This is a genomic window from Pseudomonas sp. 3-2 (assembly GCF_019710535.1).
Lineage (GTDB): Bacteria > Pseudomonadota > Gammaproteobacteria > Pseudomonadales > Pseudomonadaceae > Aquipseudomonas > Aquipseudomonas pharyngis.
In genome coordinates this window covers 2,278,868-2,301,316 of sequence record NZ_CP081200.1, presented here as the reverse complement: position 1 = coordinate 2,301,316, position 22,449 = coordinate 2,278,868, and the positions used below count along the sequence as shown (strand labels likewise).

23 protein-coding genes and 1 pseudogene are annotated in these 22,449 nt (G+C 57.8%); 20 read left to right on the top strand and 4 right to left on the bottom strand.

Features of this window, described 5'->3' with window-relative positions:
* Positions 1–3 precede the first annotated feature (3 nt).
* The 3 genes from traD (at position 4) to K3819_RS10470 (ending at position 3,903) form a co-directional block, all read left to right on the top strand.
* Entirely contained in the window at positions 4–2,109 is a 2,106-nt protein-coding gene (traD, locus tag K3819_RS10480; protein ID WP_221399183.1) for a type IV conjugative transfer system coupling protein TraD, read from the top strand.
* Positions 2,110–2,199: 90 nt separating this feature from the next.
* Positions 2,200–2,931 (top strand): TIGR03747 family integrating conjugative element membrane protein, encoded by a 732-nt coding sequence (locus K3819_RS10475; protein ID WP_221399182.1) that lies wholly within the window; start codon positions 2,200–2,202, stop codon positions 2,929–2,931.
* Between the two features lie 204 nt (positions 2,932–3,135).
* Positions 3,136–3,903: a glycoside hydrolase family 75 protein gene (locus K3819_RS10470; protein WP_260329049.1), complete on the top strand. Its 768-nt coding sequence runs from the start codon at positions 3,136–3,138 to the stop codon at positions 3,901–3,903.
* A gap of 65 nt (positions 3,904–3,968) precedes the next feature.
* Here the strand turns inward: K3819_RS10470 and K3819_RS10465 are convergent, their stop codons facing one another.
* Positions 3,969–4,673, bottom strand: coding sequence for a hypothetical protein (locus K3819_RS10465; RefSeq protein ID WP_221399181.1), 705 nt, complete (start codon positions 4,671–4,673; stop codon positions 3,969–3,971).
* Positions 4,674–5,391: 718 nt separating this feature from the next.
* On the opposite strand from K3819_RS10465, the gene K3819_RS10460 reads away from it, so the two are divergent.
* The 9 genes and pseudogenes from K3819_RS10460 (at position 5,392) to K3819_RS10420 (ending at position 12,855) form a co-directional block, all read left to right on the top strand.
* Positions 5,392–5,724 (top strand): RAQPRD family integrative conjugative element protein, encoded by a 333-nt coding sequence (locus K3819_RS10460; RefSeq protein ID WP_221399180.1) that lies wholly within the window; start codon positions 5,392–5,394, stop codon positions 5,722–5,724.
* Positions 5,721–5,960 carry a TIGR03758 family integrating conjugative element protein gene (locus tag K3819_RS10455; protein WP_221399179.1) on the top strand — a complete coding sequence of 80 codons (240 nt, stop codon included), beginning with the start codon at positions 5,721–5,723 and terminating at the stop codon, positions 5,958–5,960. Before K3819_RS10460 ends, K3819_RS10455 begins: the two co-directional genes overlap by 4 nt.
* A 17-nt stretch (positions 5,961–5,977) precedes the next feature.
* A complete protein-coding gene (locus tag K3819_RS10450; protein ID WP_163854384.1) occupies positions 5,978–6,349 on the top strand; it encodes a TIGR03745 family integrating conjugative element membrane protein in 372 nt (123 codons plus the stop codon).
* Positions 6,350–6,356: 7 nt separating this feature from the next.
* Positions 6,357–6,770 carry a TIGR03750 family conjugal transfer protein gene (locus K3819_RS10445; protein ID WP_221399178.1) on the top strand — a complete coding sequence of 138 codons (414 nt, stop codon included), beginning with the start codon at positions 6,357–6,359 and terminating at the stop codon, positions 6,768–6,770.
* On the top strand, positions 6,767–7,408 hold the full coding sequence (locus K3819_RS10440; RefSeq protein WP_221399177.1) for a PFL_4703 family integrating conjugative element protein: 642 nt from the start codon (positions 6,767–6,769) through the stop codon (positions 7,406–7,408). The genes K3819_RS10445 and K3819_RS10440 overlap by 4 nt, the downstream gene beginning before the upstream one ends.
* On the top strand, positions 7,405–8,217 hold the full coding sequence (locus tag K3819_RS10435; protein ID WP_221399176.1) for a TIGR03749 family integrating conjugative element protein: 813 nt from the start codon (positions 7,405–7,407) through the stop codon (positions 8,215–8,217). The genes K3819_RS10440 and K3819_RS10435 overlap by 4 nt, the downstream gene beginning before the upstream one ends.
* Positions 8,207–9,724, top strand: a complete 1,518-nt coding sequence (locus K3819_RS10430; RefSeq protein ID WP_221399175.1) for a TIGR03752 family integrating conjugative element protein — start codon at positions 8,207–8,209, stop codon at positions 9,722–9,724. The genes K3819_RS10435 and K3819_RS10430 overlap by 11 nt, the downstream gene beginning before the upstream one ends.
* A complete protein-coding gene (locus K3819_RS10425; protein WP_221399174.1) occupies positions 9,687–10,103 on the top strand; it encodes a TIGR03751 family conjugal transfer lipoprotein in 417 nt (138 codons plus the stop codon). The genes K3819_RS10430 and K3819_RS10425 overlap by 38 nt, the downstream gene beginning before the upstream one ends.
* Positions 10,103–12,855, top strand: a pseudogene (locus K3819_RS10420) (conjugative transfer ATPase). Before K3819_RS10425 ends, K3819_RS10420 begins: the two are co-directional and overlap by 1 nt.
* A 41-nt stretch (positions 12,856–12,896) precedes the next feature.
* Here the strand turns inward: K3819_RS10420 and K3819_RS10415 are convergent.
* Positions 12,897–13,154 carry a LasR-specific antiactivator QslA gene (locus K3819_RS10415; RefSeq protein WP_221399173.1) on the bottom strand — a complete coding sequence of 86 codons (258 nt, stop codon included), beginning with the start codon at positions 13,152–13,154 and terminating at the stop codon, positions 12,897–12,899.
* Positions 13,155–13,323: 169 nt separating this feature from the next.
* Here K3819_RS10415 and K3819_RS10410 point away from each other — a divergent pair, with 169 nt between their 5' ends.
* From K3819_RS10410 to K3819_RS10390, 5 genes are all read left to right on the top strand, one after another.
* Positions 13,324–13,578 (top strand): helix-turn-helix domain-containing protein, encoded by a 255-nt coding sequence (locus K3819_RS10410; protein ID WP_104993667.1) that lies wholly within the window; start codon positions 13,324–13,326, stop codon positions 13,576–13,578.
* Positions 13,579–13,683: 105 nt separating this feature from the next.
* Complete coding sequence (locus K3819_RS10405) at positions 13,684–14,640, top strand: TIGR03756 family integrating conjugative element protein (RefSeq protein ID WP_221399172.1); 957 nt, start codon at positions 13,684–13,686, stop codon at positions 14,638–14,640.
* Complete coding sequence (locus K3819_RS10400; protein ID WP_221399171.1) at positions 14,637–16,019, top strand: integrating conjugative element protein; 1,383 nt, start codon at positions 14,637–14,639, stop codon at positions 16,017–16,019. Before K3819_RS10405 ends, K3819_RS10400 begins: the two co-directional genes overlap by 4 nt.
* Before the next feature lie 3 nt (positions 16,020–16,022).
* Complete coding sequence (locus tag K3819_RS10395) at positions 16,023–16,331, top strand: hypothetical protein (protein ID WP_221399170.1); 309 nt, start codon at positions 16,023–16,025, stop codon at positions 16,329–16,331.
* 10 nt (positions 16,332–16,341) lie between these two features.
* Positions 16,342–17,898 (top strand): conjugal transfer protein TraG N-terminal domain-containing protein, encoded by a 1,557-nt coding sequence (locus K3819_RS10390; RefSeq protein ID WP_221399169.1) that lies wholly within the window; start codon positions 16,342–16,344, stop codon positions 17,896–17,898.
* A 9-nt stretch (positions 17,899–17,907) separates the two neighbouring features.
* Here K3819_RS10390 and K3819_RS10385 read toward each other — a convergent pair whose 3' ends face one another.
* On the bottom strand, positions 17,908–18,273 hold the full coding sequence (locus tag K3819_RS10385) for a DUF3742 family protein (RefSeq protein WP_221399168.1): 366 nt from the start codon (positions 18,271–18,273) through the stop codon (positions 17,908–17,910).
* Positions 18,274–18,723: 450 nt separating this feature from the next.
* On the opposite strand from K3819_RS10385, the gene K3819_RS10380 reads away from it, so the two are divergent.
* Entirely contained in the window at positions 18,724–19,053 is a 330-nt protein-coding gene (locus K3819_RS10380; protein ID WP_221399167.1) for a hypothetical protein, read from the top strand.
* A 130-nt stretch (positions 19,054–19,183) separates the two neighbouring features.
* Positions 19,184–20,146 carry an ArdC family protein gene (locus K3819_RS10375; RefSeq protein WP_221399166.1) on the top strand — a complete coding sequence of 321 codons (963 nt, stop codon included), beginning with the start codon at positions 19,184–19,186 and terminating at the stop codon, positions 20,144–20,146.
* Positions 20,147–20,281: 135 nt separating this feature from the next.
* On the opposite strand, the gene K3819_RS10370 is transcribed toward K3819_RS10375, so the two are convergent.
* A complete protein-coding gene (locus K3819_RS10370) occupies positions 20,282–20,476 on the bottom strand; it encodes a hypothetical protein (RefSeq protein WP_025214500.1) in 195 nt (64 codons plus the stop codon).
* Positions 20,477–20,707: 231 nt separating this feature from the next.
* On the opposite strand from K3819_RS10370, the gene mobH reads away from it, so the two are divergent.
* Positions 20,708–22,432: a MobH family relaxase gene (gene mobH / locus K3819_RS10365; protein WP_221399674.1), complete on the top strand. Its 1,725-nt coding sequence runs from the start codon at positions 20,708–20,710 to the stop codon at positions 22,430–22,432.
* Positions 22,433–22,449 lie beyond the last annotated feature (17 nt).

Below are 22,449 nucleotides of genomic sequence, written 5' to 3'. Positions count from 1 at the left end.
GTCATGGCCGAGCATGCGATGGAATCCAAGCTCCGGCCAGCGGTGGAGCTGTACACCGTAGCGATCTGCATCGCGGCCGCGGTGCTGTGCGTGTACTCGCCCTGGGCGGTGGCCCTGTCACCCGAGATCGGTCTGGTTGCGGCGCTGGCCTATGCCCTGTTCGGCCTTATCCGCCTGCGACAAGCCTGGGAGGTGTTGCGCTATCGGCGAAATATCCGCCGGCTGCCCCGCTACGAACTGACCAGTCGGCAGATTCCGGTCAGCCGCAAGCGCCTGTTCATGGGCCGCGGCTTTCGCTGGACCCGCCTGCACACCCAGCGCTTGGTCGAGGCCCAGGATCCGGCTGTCGCCCACTATGTCGACCAACCGACCCGCTATCGTCTGGCCCGTGGACTCGAACGCCGCCTGGAACATGCACCGTTTCCGCTCTCTACATTGGCCCGTGTCACCGCCTGGGACAGTGCCTTCAATCCGTTGCGCCCTTTGCCCCCAGTAGGTGGCTCGCCGCTGTTGCATGGGGTCGAGCCCAACGAAACGGAAGTCAGTCTGCCGCTGGGCGAACGGGTCGGACATACCCTGGTGCTGGGCACGACCCGTGTCGGCAAGACGCGACTCGCCGAGGTGTACATCACCCAGGACATTCACCGCGTCGAACATGAAGTGGTGATCGTCTTCGATCCGAAGGGTGATGCCGACCTGCTCAAACGCATGTACGTCGAAGCCAAGCGAGCCGGGCGGGAGAAGGAGTTCTATGTCTTCCATCTGGGGTGGCCAGAAATATCGGCCCGCTACAACGCCGTGGGACGTTTCGGTCGTATCTCGGAAGTGGCGTCACGCATCGCCGGGCAGCTTAGCGGTGAAGGTAACTCCGCGGCCTTCCGCGAGTTCGCCTGGCGTTTCGTCAACATCATCGCCCGCGCCCTGATCGAGCTAGGACGACGTCCGGACTACCTGCAGATCCAGCGGCATGTGGTCAACATCGACGCACTGTTCATCGAATACGCCCAGCAGTTTTTCGCCAAGACTGATCCGAAAGCGTGGGAAGTGATCGTCCAGCTTGAAGGCAAGCTCACCGAGAAAAACATTCCCCGGCATATGATCGGGCGCGAAAAGCGTGTGGTGGCCATCGAGCAGTACCTGACGGTGAAGCGGGTATTTGATCCAGTAATGGACGGACTGCGTTCGGCGGTACGATATGACCGTACTTACTTCGACAAAATCGTTGCCTCGCTACTGCCGCTGCTGGAGAAACTCACCACCGGCAAGACCGCCCAGTTACTGGCCCCCAACTACACTGACTTAGATGACCCGCGGCCAATCTTCGACTGGATGCAGATCATCCGAAAACGTGGCATCGTCTATGTCGGCCTGGATGCACTGACCGACGCCGAGGTGGCCGCCGCTGTGGGCAACTCCATGTTTGCCGACTTGGTCTCGGTCGCCGGACACATCTACAAACACGGAATCGACCATGGACTGCCCCAATCGGGTAACAACAGTGACAAGTTGCCGATCAACCTGCACGCCGATGAGTTCAACGAGTTGATGGGGGATGAATTCATCCCGCTGATCAATAAGGGCGGCGGTGCCGGTATCCAGGTAACCGCCTACACCCAGACCCTCAGCGATATCGAAGCACGTATCGGCAACCGCGCCAAAGCTGGCCAGGTTATTGGTAACTTCAACACTCTGCAGATGCTGCGGGTGCGCGAAACCGCAACCGCTGAACTACTCACCCAGCAGTTGCCCAAGGTTAACGTGCTGACCAAGACCCTGGTGTCGGGTGCGACCGACACCTCCGATCCTGAAGCCAACACGGATTTCACCTCCTCCTCGCAGGACCGTGTCAGCAGCACCAGTGTGCCGCTGATCGAGCCAGCGCATATCGTCAGTCTACCCAAGGGACAGATGTTCTCCTTCCAGGCCGGTGGCCAGCTCTGGAAAGTCCGCATGCCGTTGCCAAAACCCTCCAACGACGATGCCATGCCTAAGGACCTGCAGGAGCTCACCCAGCGGATGCGGGCGGCCTACAACTCGCAGGCGGGACAGTGGTGGACTGCCAGCGGGGGCGGCCCAACAACAAACTTCGATCTGGATCAGGTGGGGTAGCCCGCCCTCACTACAGATTTTGATTCAGCAGAAAACTATCGAGAAGGCGTCGTGACGACATCAACTCTGCAACGCGCAATGGAGTGAACAATGACCACTTCCGCCCAGAACACACCGCCACAACCGATCCAGCGCCCTGGATTGATTGTCTCGGCGATCAGCCTGGTCCTGCGCATCATCGGATTGCTGATGGCCTCGTTGCTGTTCTCGATCCTCATCGAGTCCGCTGGCCTGCTGCTGTTCTGGGGCGATCAGGGCTGGCACCACGGTCAGGCCATGCTGATCAGTGAATTGGACTTGCTCAGTGAGCACTTCAAATCGTCACTCATTCTCCAACAACCCGGGCAAACGATCGTTCAAGTACTGGATTTTCTGAATCAGTGGCTGCTGATCAAGACCGGCTTTGCGGATTTTGCCCAGCAGGCGCGGGTATCGAGCCAGGGCAACGGCTTCTGGTGTTGGGCCAATCAGCTGTACGTAAGCATTGAGGATTTCGTGCTGGCCGCGGTGTATGTGACCTTTACCTTCGTGGTGCGCCTGACCATTCTGATCCTGGCCACACCCTTGTTTCTATTGGCTATATTCACTGGTTTTGTCGATGGTTTGATGCGCCGCGATCTACGCAAATTTGGAGCTGGGCGAGAAAGCAGTTTTGTCTATCACCGGGCTAAGCGGGCAGTGATTCCACTACTGATTGTGCCCTGGATCATTTACCTGTCCCTGCCCTTTTCGCTCAATCCTATGGCCGTATTTCTACCTTGTTCCATGATGCTTGGGGGGGCCATGGCAATCACTGCGGCGACGTTCAAGAAATACATTTAAGCGAGGCACATATATTGTACTGAGGAGCCCGCTACGTCCCTCTAGCTCCTGGCCAATACCGCGACGATTGGTATGACAGCGTTTCCGGATCTACTTCGTGTACAACGTCATAGCCCGGCAAAGGTCAGCGCACGATGGTCGCTGCGCCCCGGTACACGATAACGCATTTAATCTCCTGTTCGTTGGTGCAGGGGCGTTAGGTTTGTGATCGTCAATCGACAATATAACAACCTCATGCCTTGGCCACGGCCTTTCAAGGCAAACCATGTCCTCGCCCTTCGTCTTTTCTCAGCTACGCTGGGGTTTCCAGAACCCAATCAGGAGGATGCGGATATGCGGTTGATCGCGGCGATTGCGCAACGGAAAAACGAGCCAGAGTGCCAGATTTGGGAAGACGGAAATCTCCGGGTCTTTTTTACTGCTGATGCGGACATCGATGCAGATGGTGCAAATGGCCAGAACGGTGCTGCAGCGGCATATATGCTTGGCGACGAAGGAAGTGATTATCTCGCAAACGGTGGAATGTATGAGAAAGACGGCAAGGTTTACTGTACTGAGCCAGGAAAAGACAATATCGCAATCGTTGAGGATGACGGCCATCCACGAATCTACCCAGGCGGTGTAGTGGGATGCAAAACTTCATACAAAGACCCTACCAAATCCGTAACTGATTTGGCTGCATATGTTGACGCAGCCACGGTTCCTTATATCGTAGTACCAGTACAGGTGATTAAATTTACTGAGGGCATTGTTCTCGGTTGCCTGGCTCGTGCGACGTATAACGGATTAGCAGTCGACTGTGTTGTCGCGGACGTGAGTTCAGCCAAGAAAGTCGGTGAGTTAAGCATTGCGGCAGCAGAAGCTCTGGGCATCAAGTCCAGCCCAAGGAATGGAGGCACAAACGACCCAAATGTTTTGTATGAATTGTGGCCGGGTGTACCCGCGCCGGGTTTTGTTCTGATCCCCTCCTAAAAGAGAAGCCAGGGCTCTCACCATGAGAATGGTCTGAACGTAACGTGGCGGTCAGACCATTTAACTCAGTTAGCTGAAATGCAAATGCCAATATCGCTCTCTAGTCGACCCACAGCAGCTTGAAGCCTGGAGCTATCCGACGCAGCTGTAGCGCCTTTCTTCAAAAGTGACGGCTTACTTGACATCGCTCTTGTAAGGCTGGCTTGCAAACTAGCGAAATCAGGTTCCGTAGACACGGCTCGTTTACGAAGTCGAGTAAACAGGGTGTCATCAATTCGTGAAATTCCGGTGTTCAACAGGCGAATTGAGTAACTCTCTGCGTCTTCATCCCAGCCCTCAGGCGCGTCAACTGTCGAAAGGTTAGGGGATTTAATATTTTCTGCGAGAGCACGGAGGCACGTTGTTGCTTGGCTGGCTTTCGTGAAAGCATCGTTCTGGCGTTCGGTGCCATAAAATGATGAGTACATCGTTGCCGCCCCCGCAGTGGCCGCACCGGCTACTGCCCATGGTGTGGACTGAGCCACAGCGCCCACCACCGCTATAGCGCCACCCCCGAGACTTGTTGTTGCTATTTGCCACTCGTAGGCTTCAAGCCTTTTCCAAGCTTTGGTATACCCGTCTATTCGGATATCGGCCTGAGTTATGAAATTAGTAATTGATGTTGCAGGAAAAACCCCTTTGGATCTATCCAGCTGAGGACGCATGTTAGAGCAACTTGCAGTGAGCAAGACGACGCTGACAGGTACAAATAGCCAAGTAACTATATTCATCTCCATATCCCCCAGAAAAATTTGTGTCGCCCTTTTTACTTATAGTGCCGGCATTGTTCGTGAACTATCAAGCGAAAGCAAGTTATCCTTATCGAATCGTGGGAGCACGCATGCACTCCGGCAGAAACTGGGTTAACCATTACTCAACTTGCCAAGATCTTCCATCACGCTTTTCTTTTTCCACCTTCGCAGGCTCTCCGGACTCGACCCCTTCATTGCCATCGCAAGCTAGCAGTTGGTCAACGCGTCAGCATCGGCAAGACATCGAGCAAGGGTAAGGTACAGCCACGGGAGCATCACTTCGCGCACAGGCAGGCGGTCAGTGACTGACGCAACACGGACCAAGTGTTTGATTCACTAGGGCGAAGTGATGTTGCTCGGAGGGTATTCATGCAGTCTCTCTGTCAGGATTGCACAGGAAACGTGCTGGATCTGGGAGAGAGTGTGCCGCAGGGCCCCTGAATATCTTACAGACCCGCCCGCTGTGGTATTCACTGGGCATGAACTATGACGATACCGTCAACAGGGAAACTCATCGAGGGTCAAGTTTCCCTAGAGCCTCAACAGCTTTTCACCAAAGATAGAAGGAACACATCAGCTGCCATGTAAATATCCCTAGTCCTTCCCCAGAAAAAGCGATCCATCACACCTCAGGTTTCTTACGGAATTATTCGACCTCTAACTTGATTCTGCTCCCAGATCCATACGGGCCAGCATCATGTCAACTACCGTCTTTCGCTGCTTACTACTCTCGCTGGCTATCATCCACGGCAGCAGCTATGCCGCATCTGCTCATGAGCATGAACAGCTTAACCTGGTCCAGCAACAGCTCGACACCATCGAACGCCTTGCAACGCAAGCTGAGGCAGCCAGCACGGCTGAACCCGACGATCGCTATCGCTTCGACTATCCCCGACTGACCCAGGACATTCAGCGCATCCGTCACGGAGTGCAGGGCTACCTGTCCCCTTCCCGTGCTCAACCCCGCGATTCCACTGAATTGGTCGGCGATTACCGCCTCGACACTCAGTCAGTGGAGCCGCCGCCATGAGCATGACTGACGCTCAGACCGCAGCCTTCCAAAACGCCTCCGGCTTCTCACCGCAAAGCAGTTCGACGCTCTGGCTGTCCCTGGTTCTCGTCCTGGCATTGCTCTGGTGTGCCTGGGTGATGTGGACGGCTTACCGAGGGTGGGCGACTGGCAGTGTGCGCTTTGGAGCCTTCGGCGGCAGTGCAGCGCGCGTTTCGCTCGCCCTACTCGTCCTGATGTTCTTCACCTTGTCCTAATCCAGGAGATCGCCGCCATGCTCAAGTACTTTGCCCCCCTGAAAAATAACCTGCGCGATCGTGCCAGCCAGCGCCTGATCGGTTTGTTGCTGGTGCTCGGTCCAAGCCTGGCTTTTGCCGAACTTCCCACCATGGAAGCTCCTTCACGCGGCGAAGGATCCGGGTTGATCGAAACGATCAAAAATTACGCCTACGACGGCGGCATCCTGCTCGGTCTGCTGATCGCTCTGCTCGCATTTCTCGGTGTGGCCTGGCATTCGCTGACGGTCTATGCAGACGTCCAGAACCAGCGCAAGACCTGGAAAGACCTCGGCGCGGTGGTCGGTATCGGAGCCCTGTTGGTGGTGATCATCATCTGGTTCCTGACCAAGGCTGCTGCAATTCTGTGAGGTCGATATGAACGACACTATCGAACGCCTTGTCGACGGCACCCTGGCATTTCTGCCTGAGCGACTCAATCGCGATCCTGCCGTACTACGCGGTTTGACCAATGATGAGATGTGGGTTGCATTGGGTACCGGCGCGGTCATTGGCCTGGTGCTGGGCGTTCCTCTGGCGATCGCCACCGCCTCCATTGCCGTGGCGCCAACCAGCATGATCGCAGGCATGATGGTGGTGTTATTTGCCGGAGGCACGCTACTGCGGCGGGCCAAACGTGCTCGCCCCGAGACTTGGTTGTACCGCAAGCTCGAATGGGTACTCGCCAGCCGTTGGCGCCTGGGTCGCGGGAGTTTGATCCTCCACTCGGGCGCCTGGACGGTTCGCCGCTCGCGCCGACTGCGCCCTGCCCTGTCCCGGTGGCAGTCATGAGCCGATTTCGAAACAAGGTCGATGCCCAACAGGCCCACATCTTCAGCCTGCGCCTGGCGGTAATGATCCTTGCCCTGGTCTGTGCCGGGCTCTGGTACGGCTGGCGTTCGGCACCGACCGATCTGACCGTGCATGTACCCCCAGATCTGCGCTCGGGCAGCACGCGCAAGTGGTGGGATATCCCCTCAGAGAATGTCTATGCCTTTGCCCTGTACATCTTTGGGCAGCTCAACCGCTGGCCCTCGGATGGCGAGCAGGATTACCGCCGCGCCATCTATGGCTTGCAGTCCTACCTGACACCCGCCTGCAAGGCCTTCCTCGACGGTGATTATGAGTACCGCAAGGCCGCCGGCGAACTGCGCCAGCGGGTGCGTGGCGTCTACGAAATTCTGGGCCGAGGCTACAGCGAGGATCCGGAACTCAGGGTCAAGCAACTCGACCGCGACAGCTGGTTGGTCAGGCTCGACCTCAATGCCGATGAGTATTACGCCGCGGAACCGGTGAAACGGGTCGTGGTGCGTTATCCATTACGCGTGGTGCGTTTTGATCTGGACCCCGAACGCAATAAGTGGGGGCTGGCGCTGGATTGTTATCAGGGCACGCCGCAAAAAATCTCCCTGCCTGGAGGTGAACCATGAAGCGGATGTCTACCCTGGGACTCACCGTCGCACTGATGTCATGGGGTGCTACAGCGCAGGCCGTCGAACTGATGCACTGGGAACGCCTCCCCCTCGCGGTCCCACTGGTGATCAATCAGGAACGAGTGATCTTTGTCGACGAGGATGTTCGAATCGGCGTGCCCTCAACCCTGACGGGCAAGCTGCGCATTCAATCAACCGGCGGCACGTTGTACCTGCGAGCGTCGGAAGCCATTGCACCGACCCGACTGCAACTGCAATCAGTCACGACGGGCGAGATTATCCTCCTGGATATCGCGGCCACGTCCGGCGATCAACCTCTGGAGCCCGTGCGTATTCTCAAGAATGCTCAGGGGCAAGCTACCGAGGCTGAATCGAGCACCGTCCCTGTTCCAGAACGCACGCCGATCCCGGTCGCTCTAACGCGCTATGCCGCACAAAGCCTGTACGCACCGCTACGCACCGTAGAGACGCTGCCCGGCGTACGCCGCGTACCGCTCAAGCTGCGCACCGAATTGCCGACCCTGCTGCCGACCGAAAACGTGTCCAGCACACCCATCGCTTCCTGGCGACTCGGTGATTACTGGGTGACGGCGGTGAAGCTGCACAATCGTGGTCCAGAGACGGTGCAACTCGATCCGCGTCGGCTGCAGGCCAAGCTGTTCGCTGCGGCCTTCCAGCATGCTTTCCTCGGGCCTGTCGGCAGTCCTGAAGACACCACGATTGCCTACCTCGTCACCCGCGGTGCCGGCCTCGAACACGCCATGCTGCTCCTGCCCATTGCGCGAGGGGCTGACGATGAAAGCTAACGCCTTGCTCAAATGGCTGGTACCGGCTGCGCTACTGGCCGTGGTGCTGATCATCCTGAAAAACTGGGTCGCGGGTGGCAGCACGCCCTCTCCAGAGCACCCGGTTGATCAGGGCAACCTTCAGTTATCCGCCGAGCAAGCCAAGTCGCTCGGTATTGCGGGTGATACCCCACGCGACACGGTCGCCACCCTGGTCGGCCAAGTCAAGGCCATGCGCAGCGACATGCTCGGCTTGAAGAAACACAACGATTCGCTGCAGACGGAAAACAACCGCCTGCGTGAGCGGGAAAACAGTGTCGATTCACGTATCCAGACGGCGCTTGGCAGTGTGACCCAGCAAGTTGATGAGGGCCGCCGACAAGCCAACGAGGCCCGGCTCAAAGCGGAACAAGACAGTCGCCAGGCTCGCGGCCTGCTGACGCAATTGCAGGAGCAGTTGTCGGGGCTGACTGGCAAAAGCAAGGACATGCCGATCGGATTGGGGCTTGAGCCGGGCGATGGGGCTCAGTTCGAAGGGCGGCATTCTGCCACTGATGCCCTGCTGTGGATTGAACCCTCGGATGCTCCGCCCACCGACGCCCGAGGCAAAACCAAGACCGCCTCCGCACTGAGTCTGCCGACCGCCTTCAACTCACTGGAAGGCTTGAAAGACAACGCCATTGATCGCAGCCAGAAACAGTTGCGCGCAGTCACCCAGGGTGAGCGTGACCTGGCTCGATCCGTTCACCGTAGCGAAGGCGCGAAGCCGATCTACACCCTTCCCGAAAACGCGACATTGATGGGCTCGGTCGCCATGACCGCGCTGATCGGCCGAGTCCCGGTGGACGGTACAGTGAATGATCCCTATCCCTTCAAGGTGCTGGTCGGTGCGGAGAACCTGACTGCTAACGGCATCGACCTGCCAGACGTCGCAGGTGCCGTGATGAGCGGCACGGCGTCCGGTGACTGGACTCTGTCCTGCGTGCGCGGGCAAGTCGAGTCGATCACTTTCGTATTCACAGACGGCACCATCCGCACGGTGCCTCAGCCGAAGGCAGTAGCCAGCCGCAACGCCTCCACCACCCAGAGTTCGAACACCGACAAGATTCGTGGAGGACTCGGTTACCTGTCCGATCCGTATGGCATTCCTTGCATTGCCGGCGAACGCCGCTCGAACGCCCAACAGTACCTCGGCAGCCAGAGCCTGATCACTGCGGCCGGCGCCGGTGTCGCGGCCTTGCTCGGGGATGAGCAGAACAACAGCAGCGTGATCAGTTCGGGCGGCAGTACGCTCGGGGTTACCAACAGCACGGGCAACAGCGCGCTGAATTCAATTCTCAGTGGTGGGGTCAGCGACATCCGCGAGTGGGTCAACAAACTCTATGGCGAGGCCTTTGCTGCCGTGTACGTGCCACCGGCAGCACAGGTCGCCCTGCACCTCGACCATGAGATCACCATCGACTACGAGCCCAAGGGCCGGAGCGTTCGCCATGAAAAAGACCATGCCTCTCTGCCTGACCTGGATTAGCGTGTTCTGCTGGGTCCTGACGGGGTGTTCCACCGACAAAGACACGCTGCTGCCCCATGGCGAGCAAACCATGATGGATATCTGGAACGGCGCCGGTTCGCAAGGCACTCAGCAGCAACTGCTGGATGCTCGACAGCAGTTACGCCGCCCGCTGGCTCAGGCAGATGTCTCCGCGGCTCTCCAGGAACCGTATACGCGCACCGCAGCGAACGAGATCCGCAACCTGTTCCCGCGCCTGCCCAATCCCGATCTGGTGCTGTACGTGTATCCGCATTTGAGTGGTACCGAGCAGGCACCGGTTCCGGGTTACTCGACCGTCTTTCCGTTCTACCAACGGGTGCAGTACGCATTACCCGGTGAACGTCAGGAAGACTTGTAGTGCGTACCAGCGATGCGGGCAACCGCACTTCTGCATGGAAAGCCTGGCGCCACCCATTGCGCCCTCGCGCCACCTTGGCCGATGGAGCTGCACTCTATGCGCATAACCCCAGCTTCACCGATCACCTGCCATGGGTCGAATACCTCGACACCGAGCAGTGTTTTCTACTGGATGACAACCGCTCGGTGGGTGCCGTGTTCGAGTTGCTGCCCATTGGCACTGAAGGGCGCGAACCCGATTGGTTGATGGCCGCCCGCGATGCCCTCGAGGATGCCCTGCAGGATAGCTTTGACGAGCTGGACCAAGCGCCGTGGGTGGCGCAGTTTTTCTGTCAGGACGACAACGACTTCACCCCCTACCTGACCCGGCTCACCGATTATATCCAGGACAGCGCGCGAGCCACGGTCTTCACCGAGGCATATTTGGAGCTCAGCCGCCATCATCTGAAGGCGATCGCCAAGCCTGGCGGTCTGTTTGAGGATAAAGTGGTGACACGCCTGCCCTGGCGTGGCAATAACCGCCGGGTGCGCCTAGTGGTCTATCGCTGGCTTGAGTCTGACGCTGAGGAGACAGGACTCACCCCGGTGCAATCCCTGCAACAGGCTTGCGAACGTATCGGTGCTTCGTTGCAGGCATGCGGGGTGCAAATTACACGAGTCGATGGCCGAGGTTTATATGCCTGGTTGTTGCCCTGGTTCAATCCGGCACCCAGGCTCACTGATGAAGCGCCCGAGGATTTCTACCAACGCGTGGCCTTTCCGGAGTCAGGCGAAGGTGAGTCGTTGGCATTGCCCTTCGATCACGATTTTGCCGAGCGGCTGTTCTTCAATGAGCCGCGTTCGGACGTCCAGCGCGGACTCTGGTTTTTCGACGATCAGCCTCACCGGGTCATGGTGGTGGACAAACTGCGCCGTGCCCCAATGATTGGTCAGCTCACCGGCGAAACCCGCAAGGGCGATGCGGTGAATGCCTTGTTCGACCAATTACCCGAAGGTACGGTGATGAGCCTGACCCTGGTGGTCAATCCACAAGATGTACTCGAGGATCAGTTGAACCGCCTGGCCCGCAAAGCCATCGGTGAAAACCTGGCCTCGACCCAGACCCGTCAAGACGTTGAAGAGGCTCGTGCGATCATCGGCCGCCAGCACAAGCTGTACCGAGGAACCCTGGCGTTCTACGTACGTGGTCTGGATGAACAGCAATTGCACCAGCGCTCGGTCACTCTTGCCAACGCGCTGCTGGGTGCGGGCTTGCAACCGGTACGTGAAGGCGATGAAGTCGCCGCCTGCAACAGCTACCTGCGTTGGTTACCGATGGCTTACAACCCGGCCCGCGACACGCGCAACTGGTACACACGCCTGATGTTCGCCCAGCACCTGGCGAACCTGGTTCCAGTGTGGGGCCGCAGTACCGGCACCGGCCACCCAGGGATTACCCTGTTCAATCGTGGAGGCTCGCCATTGAGCTTCGACCCGTTGTCACGCATGGACCGGGCTATGAACGGTCATCTGCTGCTGTTCGGCCCGACCGGGCCGGCAAGTCGGCGACCCTGGTCACCCTGCTGATGCAGATCATGGCGGTGTACCGCCCTCGCCTATTTATCGTCGAGGCCGGCAACTCATTCGGCTTACAGGGAGACTACTTCGCGACACAAGGCCTGTCGGTCAACAAAGTCCAATTGAAACCTGGCGCCTCGGTCAGTCTTGCCCCGTTTGCCGATGCTTGGCGCCTGGTCGAGCAGCCGGATCAAGTGGCGAGCCTATCGGTCGATGAGCTGGACGATGAGGCGGTAACCGGCCGCGAAGACCAGCGTGATGTTCTCGGCGAACTGGAAATCACCGCCCGGCTAATGATCACCGGCGGCGAGGCCAAGGAAGAGGCGCGCCTGAGTCGAGCCGATCGCAGCTTGATCCGCGAGTGCATTCTCGATGCGGCGCAAACCTGCGTCGCGGAGGGCCGCCAGGTGCTGACCCGCGATGTGCGTGACGCCTTGTTGCACGTCGCCGCTGACACGCACTTGCCGGAGAAACGGCGCGAGCGTGCCCAAGAAATGGGCGAGTCCATCGACCTGTTTTGCCAGGGTTTCGAGGGCGCACTGTTCGATCGCGAGGGCACGCCCTGGCCCGAGAGCGATGTGACCATTGTCGATCTCGCTACTTACGCCCGCGAAGGCTACGAGGCACAAATGTCTATCAGCTACATCAGCCTGATGAACACCGTGAACAACCTTGCCGAACGCGACCAATACCTAGGCCGACCGATCATCATGGTCACCGACGAGGGCCATATCATCACCAAAAACCCGCTGCTGGCGCCATTCGTGGTCAAGGGGACGAAGATGTGGCGCAAGCTCGGCGCTTGGTTCTGGCTCGCCACCCAAAACCTTGCCGACTTTCCCACTGCTGCGCAGACCATGCTCAACATGATCGAATGGTGGATTTGTTTAAACATGCCACCGGCGGAAATCGAAGAGATCGCACGGTTCAAGAAACTCACGCCAGCACAGAAAGCCTTGTTGCTCTCGGCCAGTAAGGAGCCGGGTAAATACACTGAAGGGGTCGTGCTGTCGAAGAAGCTCGAAACGCTGTTTCGGGCGGTACCACCCAGTCTTTATCTCGCCCTGGCCATGACGGAGCCCGAGGAAAAAGCCGAGCGCTGGACCCTGATGCAGGAGAACGGCTGTTCAGAGTTGGAAGCGGCTTACCGGGTAGCCGAACGGATCGATAGAGCGCGAGGAATAGAACCAACATAGGGAAATCTATTCCGATATCGCGCTCTAAAGCGAGCGGTAGGTTATTGCGATGCACCTCGAAGCCGCTGCTGAACCCTCAACAAGAATCCGGCTTCAAAAGCATCCTGGCAGTCACCGACAGGAAAGGTCTTGCGGGTTTGCGCCAGCTCCCACCACAGGGGTATCTCGCCGGTTGTATCAAGCCAAGCCTGAGCGCATTGCACGCCACGCTCGATCATCGGGGCAAATTCGCTGCCCCAAGGTGTCAGAAGACTTGGCGAACCATCCGCCGCAGGAATTGAAATGTAGTTTTCGTCCATACCCACCCTAGATTTCTGATTTATTGTTAGACGCTGGGTCCAGCCTAGAAAATCCTAACGACACCAAATGAATGCTCAATAACAGGCATGAGCATCAAATGGCCTAGATCAATACCAATGTAGACTATATCCCGTGGATTGAGAGTCCCTCAAAGCGCAATTTGCGCGCATGACTCAAGACTACGAACAGCTTCGTGTGCATCTGGCGGAAAACATCCGCTTGATGCGACGCGTAAAGAACCTCACCCAAGAGCAACTCGCGCTCATGGCCGAGGTGGATCGTACCTACGTCAGTCAAATCGAACGATGCACAGGCAATCCGTCGCTGCTGGTTCTGTGCAAGCTCGCCAATATTTTCGAAATTACCGCAGATCAGTTACTTGTGGAACCCGATATCCTGCGCAATTCCCTTCACGTCAAATAATAGTCTCACGTCTCGCAAATCCGATAGATCCGCCTTCGTAATTTCCACTGACAGTCTTCAGTCCGTAACCGAACCTGCCCAGGCCATACACCGAGAGCCTGGATCATGCCTGTTGCCCGCTCGTCAATCCCGCCCACAAAGCTACGGCCCTTGGCGCTGAGCATCCTACTGGCGTGCGGCCCGAGCATGGCGCTCGACACCAGCAGCATCACGTCCTCTGCGCTTTCGCCAAACTGTCTCGAATACAGGGTCATAGGCATTTGTTTCTGGCTGTTCTGCACGCCCTTCGGCTGCAAGGTCAAAACCTCGACCAAGGTTCGTCATTTCATTCCTGAACTGGTGGTCTCGAGCTACGCCACCACGGGCAATAACCCATGGACCGAGATGGCCACCCTCTCTTCCCCCATCAGCGGTGCGGAAGGTGGCGGCAACCTAATCACGCCGAACACTCACCGCGACAACCTGCCCCGGTTCAAGAACGTTGATGGCATCGGTCATCCCGGTGGCTGGGCCGCAGCACAACTGGCTGCTCAATCCGGTTACGCCTGCGCCAGCGGCGCTACCGCACTCATGCCCTACTACCTGAGCACCCTGGACTCGCTTGCTTGGCGCCATGGCATCCCGGAAAGTTTCTACCCCGAGTCGCTCATGCCGGGAATCCGTGAAATTGGTCGTCAGGCTTTGGGAAATATGTGGGGCAACGTCTATCCCCGGCAGGGCTTTCTGGTACAGCCCGACGACTTCAAGGCGGCCGCGGTCATGGCGCAACGGGCCGGCGATGTGATTACCCGTAACGGACAGCCGCATGTGTATGTACCGCTCACGCCCGCCAAACGCGACGGTTACTGGCCGCCTGGTCCGATCATTGAAAACGACGCTTCGACCCACAAATGGCAATTGCTCTTTCCCCAGATTCAGCCCACATGCGCCATCTTCCCCAGCTATCCGGTGCAGAGCGCGGATGGCGGCTACGCCTGGTCGTTGTGGCGGCCCTACAGCTGCTGCAAACGTGAGGGGCAGACCTTTCTGTTCAGCATCGACTTCGAAGGCGGTGCTTCATGAGCCGGCTTCTCGCACGATCCTGGTTGGGCATGATGAGTCTGTTGCTCTGTGGACTGCTCGCCGTGGCCACTCATGCTCATGCCGTCGAGGGCGATTACCGCCTAGGTACTCAAGGCGAAGTACTCGACGACCGAGTGATGTACACCATTGGTGGCGGCTCGGCAGTCGGCTCACCGAGTTCGTTCTACCGACCCAGTGGTCTCGGTGTCGGCGGCTCCTGGCGAGCGAACATGATGTGCGGAAACATGAGCCTCACCAACACCCTGCAAAACCAGCTGAACGGCGTCACCGAAGGTTTCCAGCAGATCATGGGCAGCATCGTGCAGAACGCGACCCAAGCGGTGATGTCGCTGCCGGCGTTGATCATCCAGCGCGCCAACCCCGGTCTCTATGAGTTGCTCAGTAACGGGGTGATGCAGGGGCGTATCGACTTCGACCGCTCCAAGCTGACCTGCCAGGCCATGGCCGAAAAGATGGCGGACAAGGTCGGTCAAGCCGGTTGGGGCGCGCTGGCCAAGAACCAAGAAATGCAGGGCAATCTGGAGCAAACCGGCGGTGATGCGGTGGCGGCGGTGAAAAACACCGAGGCGCGTAACGGCAATAATGGGGTGTCCTGGGTCGGCGGCTCAAAGGCCGGAGGTAGTGGGCAGACACCCATCCGGGTGACTGCCGACGTGGTGCGCGCGGGCTATAACCTGCTGCATAACCGGTCGGTGGATGACAGTGCCTCGATCAGTAGCAGCGATTGCCTGGGTGGGGCTATTTGCCAGACATGGACCTCGCCCCAAGAGGAATCCGAATGGGCCGTTCGCGTGTTGGGCGAGAGCGAAGTCTCGACCTGCGACACCTGCGAAACCCTCCGTGCGACCGCTGGCAGCGGATTGACGCCGCTGATCCAGGAGGCCTACAGCGAACACCTCAAAGCACTGCAAGGGTTACTGTCTGGCTCTCTGCCGCTTACCCCTGACAACCTGACTAAAGCCTCCAGCCCGATGCTGCCGGTAACCCGTGGTGTGGTTGAAGCCCTGCGCGACGATCCCGACCAGGATCTGCTGGCGCGACGCCTAGCCAGCGAGACGGCCCTGTCCAGCGTACTCGACAAGGCACTGCTGCTACTGCGTACGCTACTGGCGGGCAGTCACGAACCGAACATCGCCTCCGCCGAACCAGCCCAGACCGCCTTGACGAAAAACATAGACACTCTGGAGCGCGAAATTCGCCTGCTGCAAATCGAGCTGCAGATACGGCAGATGCTGGCCACCAATACCGCCAGCCTAGTGCTCGATCGGCATGCCGGTGGTGCCGACGCATCGCGCACCGTCGAGCAGGGTGATCCTGAACCGGGCCGACTCAATGATGCTGACGCCAGGCGCAAGTGAGCCATGAAACGCTCACCGCTATTCACTTTGCTTTCAGGTCTGGGGATTGCCGCGGTGATGATCCTGGCCGCCGCACTGGTCGCCTGGATCGGCCGCACTGCGCTGGGTAGTTTCGAGGCCTGGCAGCAGGCGTTCGAATTCGTACGGCCTTATCTGTGGTGGTGGCGTGCCCTGCTCTACAGCGCCCTTTTTGCGCTCTGGTGGGATCTGCTTCGGCGCCACCGACAACGACCACAGGATCGACCGCGCGTGAAGCGCATCGGGACATTAGGGCTCGTGCTCTTTATCTGCGTCGAGCTCACCCGACTGTGAGGTCACCACCATGCTCATGAGCACCAACAGCTATCTGGAGTTTTATCTCTCTCTCCTGGCCTGGATCATCAACAACGGCCTCTGGAGCGTCCTCTCCGACACCGGGCTGTTCGCCGCCCCCTTTGGTGCAATCATCCTGCAGGAGTGGCTTGCCGCGCGTCAGCAAGGCGCGGATGAAGGCAACAAGGGCCTGCTCTCGGTGCCGCGGATCGAGAACCGGTTGTGGCTGGCCTACATCGTGGTGTTGTTCGGCTGCGCGCCGGTCTTTCCGTTGAGCCTCTCGTCAATGACGTTCGATGATGCGGCGAGCCAGCGCTGCGGCGTGAGTGTGGCCCAACCGACGGAAACCGCCTGGGGGACGACCTTCAATACCATCGGCGAACGCTCCGCCAACGTTCCGATCTGGTGGTTTCTGGTGCATGCCTTGAGCAAAGGGGTAACCGCCGCCGCCACCGCCTCCATTCCCTGCGCACCGGATATTCGGCAGATGCGCATGGAGATCGACAGCTCGCGTATCAACAGCCGGGTACTGCTGCAGGAAGTCGCCGACTTCACCCGCGACTGCTATGGCTATTCCCGTTCTCGGTTGTTTACCAATCGCCCGCAACTGGACAAGGCACAAAGTCACGACGCGTCCTGGATCGGCTCAAGCTATCTTCTCGACACGCCCGGCTACTACGACACGGATCGTTCACGCACACCGCGAATCAGTTGGCCGTATGACGAAAGCCGCGATGTTTCCTTGCCGCGGCTGGAGAATGACGCGGGCTACCCCACTTGCAAACAATGGTGGAATGACAGCGGTGTCGGATTGCGAGCTCGATTAATCGAGCAAGTTGACCCTTCGCTGCTGACTCAACTGAAGAGCTGGTTGACTGGCCGATCAAGCAATGAAATCGAGGATGCCATCCTGCGCGAACTGGTCAGCCCACGCCAACAATCGATGTCCATGTCGCCCGGACAGGTGTACCAGGACTATGGCTCCAGTGCCCGCGGTGGGTCGATCAATCAAGGGCTCAATAACCTGGCGACCAACACTGGACTGGCCCTTGGCTCGTTCAGCAACTTTCCGGCAATGAATGCGCTACGCGCCGCCCTGCCGATGGTGCAGGCTTTCCTGATCATGGGCGTCATCATCAGCTTGCCGCTGATCCTTCTGGTCAGTACCTACCAGCTAAAGACCGTCATGACGGCGACGTTCGCGCTGTTCACGCTGCACATGCTGACCTTTTGGTGGGAGTTGGCCCGCTGGATCGACTCCAGCATGCTCGATACTTTGTACAACCAAGTGTCGGCGTCCAATCAGGTGCTGTTGTCGCTGCCGACAGCCGGATTTATGGATGGAACCGTCACGGCACAGGTGATTGAGTATGTGATGGGGGCGATGTTCATCGTACTGCCGATGGTCTTCCTAGCCGCAATGAGCTGGGCTGGGTATAGCGTAGGTTCAGGTGTAGAAGGAATGCTCAGCCGGGGAACCCAGGCTGCGCAGACAGCGAGTTCTAACGGGACCTCTCAGTTGATGAGCGGAGCAAGAATGGTTTCAGGTAAATCGGGCTCAAAATAACCAGGGAGGTTACTTCAGTGAACCCCATTTATCGTACCGCTCAGGCCAAGACGCTCTGTGAATTGGATCATCGAGATCATCAATATCTGGAGTGTCTGAATCTTGAACTGGGATAGCTGCTAATGCGACGAATGTGCACACCAGCAGAAACAACCAAAAGCTAACAAAAAGAAGTGCACCGAACAGGGCCACCTGGGCAAGCAGAAAGATCCCGCGAACGAGTAAATCACCCGCAGGCAAACCTGCCGTCACTGCACGCTTGGCCACACGAGACTCAAACCCTTTCAACCTGCGATAACCACGTTTGGCGAACATACCGCATGCATATGCCCAGCGGTGTGCGCGGGAGATTTGAAGTGGCTGCTGAGCCGGCATGATTGCGCCCTCTTCTGAGCGTATTCCTGTGGAAATCGAGATTACAGCCTACTACCGAAAACCGTCCGTGCCTGACCGTTTATCAGTTTACCTAGCCGAAAAATCTTCACTGGAAGACAGAAGACGCAGCTCGTGCACCCGCGCCTCTATGGCCATTGACCCATCCAAATCATCCAGCTACATAGAGGATACGGATCGCTGTTATCGACAGCACCTTCCCAGGTAGCCAGAGCCTTCAAAGCTACGTCACTCCGGTGATGGTTCTCCCCCAAGTGCGATTAGCGTTCGGTGGCTCGCACGGTCACGTTTCACGGTGATGAACGCCTACTGCTCTCCCAAGCGTCTTTCGAGCTCGGCTCGTCCCAACCCTCTTGCTTTTCTTCAACCCACCGCGGGGAAATTCTTTCCCCTATGGGACAGGTTTCTTCGCGCTTTCAACGGAGGCACACCATGTCCGACTCACTCACAAGCGAAGCACTGAACACTCTGCGCTTGCCCGTTGTGTTCACTCCAGAGGCATGGCAACACGCAGTATTGCTCGATGGTTCAAATCATCCTGAAAAACTGCAGCTCGATAGGCTGAGCAACGTCGTACGCGCAGCCTTCAAAGCTCACCTGGCCGATCCAAACGCACCCTACGTGGTGTTTGAGGTAGCCAAGCTCGGGTCAGTGAGTGATGCAGAACATGAACCATTGCTGCGACTGAGCCTCAGCCTACTTCAGGCATCAGACCAACCTAACGCCTTACTGATAGCGCTTGCGGAAGAGCAGCAACGCTGAACGCAAACGGCCATACACGACCACTGATCCTACTCAGGCTATACGCAGTCCTGCACCAATCCAATCAACACCCACCGGGGAACCCTCCCCGACGGGCAAGGCGTTCCTCCGGTTTTTTGAGGGAAATGCCATGCGCAATATCTACCAAGACGTGACAGACAAGATCGTTACCGCGTTAGACCAAGGCGTAGCGCCCTGGATCAAACCCTGGTCCTCAAGTGGCTCATCTGACGTCGGTCATCACCAACCCTACCCCATCAACGCCATCACCCAGCGTCCCTATTCGGGCATCAATTTACCGTTGCTCTGGGCCGAGGCCAGATTGCAGGGGTTCACTCAAGATCGCTGGTTGACCTTCAACCAAGCCAAAAAAGCCGGCGGACACATCCGTAAGGGTGAGCACAGCACTCTGGCAGTGCTCTACAAACCGATGGAGCGCGAGGAACAGACCGAATCAGGCCAACCCGTACTTGATGAGAACGGTCAGCCCAAGGTCGCTCACTTTGGCATTCTCAGGACGCACTTTCTGTTCAACATCGAGCAAACGGAGGGGCTCGAAACGCACAACGAAACTTTGCTCCAGACGGAACCGAGCGATCCCTTCTTCCCCAACGCTGCTGCGGAAAGTTTGTTGCTAAGTTCGGGCGCAAATATCATTCATCGATTTGCCGACGAAGCCTTTTACCACCCGATCAGGGATCTCATCCAACTGCCGACAAAATCGCAATTCCACGATCAAGGTGGATACTACGCCACTGCACTTCACGAGCTGACGCACTGGACCGGACACCACTCTCGATTGCAGCGCGAAGGCGTGACCTCTCCGTGTCCATTTGGCTCGCCAGGCTATGCATTTGAAGAGTTGATCGCCGAAATGGGCGCCGCTTTTTTATGTGCCTACGCCGGTATACAGGGAGAGCTTCGGCACGAGGGCTATATCGACTCCTGGCTCGGCCTGCTCAAGTCTGACAACCGCACGATTTTCCGCGCCAGTGGCCAGGCCCGATGCGCCTCGGAGTATGTGCTCAACCTGGAGCAGCAACAAAAGCAGACGGTAATGGATAATTCGCGATGCATGAACGATGGAGCTTGATCGTTACCTCACTGCTGCAATCGCTTAACAGGGTCCAACACGAGTTGGACCCCTTTTTCTATGCCCAGAAAAATCCCCACACTGCGGAGCTCTGACGCAAAGAACATGAGGTAATCCCGTAACCGCAGTACACCGTTACGTATCCAGATTCTCCGCCAGGTAATCCACCAGCTCGAGTGGACTTCGGCTGTCGATCACCTTGTAGATCAGATCGCGTTTACTGCGCGGTAACTTCTTGACCACGCTCTTCGCCGAAGCCCTGACAGCTTCGTCTGTTCCATGGATACGCGCCGCGAGTAGCAGCACGAGCGTGGCATCAGTGAGGTTCATGGCAAGACCCGATAAAATTCGCACCGCAGTGTACCGACACTTTCCTTTTTCGTACCAGCACGCGCATCCAACAAAACGGCACCAGGACAAATCGATATTCCGATTGCCGCACAAAGGGAAACGCGTCAAAAGGACCGGTAAGGGTTGGAAGGGAATGGGGAGTCAAGGGTAAGAGCCCTATCCGAAAAGGCTAAAAGGCCACTGACTCTGCCAGCTCCCGGGAGGACCATGATGCTCAGTCTGTTTCGGCACAAAAGGCAAAAGCCTCCTCCGCCACCCACCGTAAACGTCGCCGATGGGTACCTGCCCGTCGAATCGTCCCAGAGCTTGTTAGCAGCCGAGCATCGCCGCCAGTTGCTTGATCGCATTTGGCAGTACACCGCCCTCTCCCCTCCGCAATTCAGCCAGCTCTATTTAAATCCGATCCATCGCTACGCCGAGCTGGTCCAGCAACTCCCAGCCAGCGAGACGCACCACCATGCTTATCTTGGCGGCATGCTCGACCATGGGTTGGAGCTGGTCGCCTGTAGTTTGAAGCTGCGTCAATCGTATCTGCTGCCCACCGGTGCCGCGCCCGAGGACCAAGCCGCCCAGACCGACGCCTGGTCCGCTGGCATCGCCTACGGTGCCCTGCTGCATGACATCGGCAAGATCGCCGTGGACCTGCTGGTCGAACGCCAGGATGGCCGCGTGTGGCATCCTTGGCAGGGTTCCTTGGATCAGCCTTATCGTTTCCGCTACCTCAAGGGTCGCGACTACCACCTTCATGGCGCGGCCGCAGGCTTGCTCTACACCCAGATTCTCGACCGCCCGATCCTCGATTGGCTCAGTGGATTTCCATCACTGTGGGCCAACCTGCTGTATGTCCTGGCGGGTCAGTACGAACGCGCCGGCGTGCTCGGTGAATTGGTGATGCAGGCCGACCGCGTCTCCACCGCAAAGAACATCGGTGGCAACCCAAGCAAGGCGTTGCAAGCACCGACTCATTCGCTGCAACATCACTTAATCAGCGGACTGCGTCATTTGGTTCAGCACGAACTGAAACTCAACCAGCCAGGTGCCGCGGGATGGCTGACCCAGGATGCGCTGTGGCTCGTCAGCAAGACGGTCACAGACAAACTACGAGCCTATCTGCTGTCGCAATCGATTGAGGGCATTCCCTCGTCCAACCTCGCGGTGTTCGACGAGCTGCAGTCACATGGATTGGTTGAGTCCACGCCGGAAGGCAAAGCCATCTGGACCGCGCTAGTGGCACAAGGAGACTGGCAACAGAGTTTTACCTTTCTGCGCCTTCAACCGGCACTGATCTGGGGGAACGAAGACCGGCCCGAGGCTTTCAGCGGAACGGTGAGCATTGCGGCCCATGACCACTTAACTGACACTCAGGTACCAATACCAGCGCCCGAGACAGACAGTGCAGGATCAGCTCAAAGCCAACCGCAGCCGGATCCCATGGTGCTAGAGGATGCCGATTACCTCGGTACGCTGCTGGACATGTTCGAATTGGAAGAGCCCAAGGCCAAAGACGCACAGTCAGAAAGTGCTGACGATACTTCAACGCTTCAATCGGATAACCCAGGCCAGGCATTCCTGAATTGGGTCAAGGAAGGCATTCTGAGCCACAAGCTGATCATCAATGACAGCAAGGCCAAAATCCACACAGTGGATGGCAGCGTATTTCTGGTCACTCCAGGCCTCTTCCAACGCTACGCGCAGGAGTTTCCCGGTATCTCTCAGGGCACCTGCCAAGAGATCGAAGAATGGCGTTGGGTGCAAAAGCAGTTTGAGAAGCTGAAGATTCACAAGAAGCGAGACAACGGTCTAAATATCTGGACATGCCAAGTGCAAGGCCCGAGGAAGAAAACAACTTTGAAGGGCTACTTGATTGAGGACCCCAAGCTATTTTTTGAATTGATGCCACTCGATAATCCTTTTCTTAAAATCGAAACGAATTAAGTATTCGGAGTGCCCCA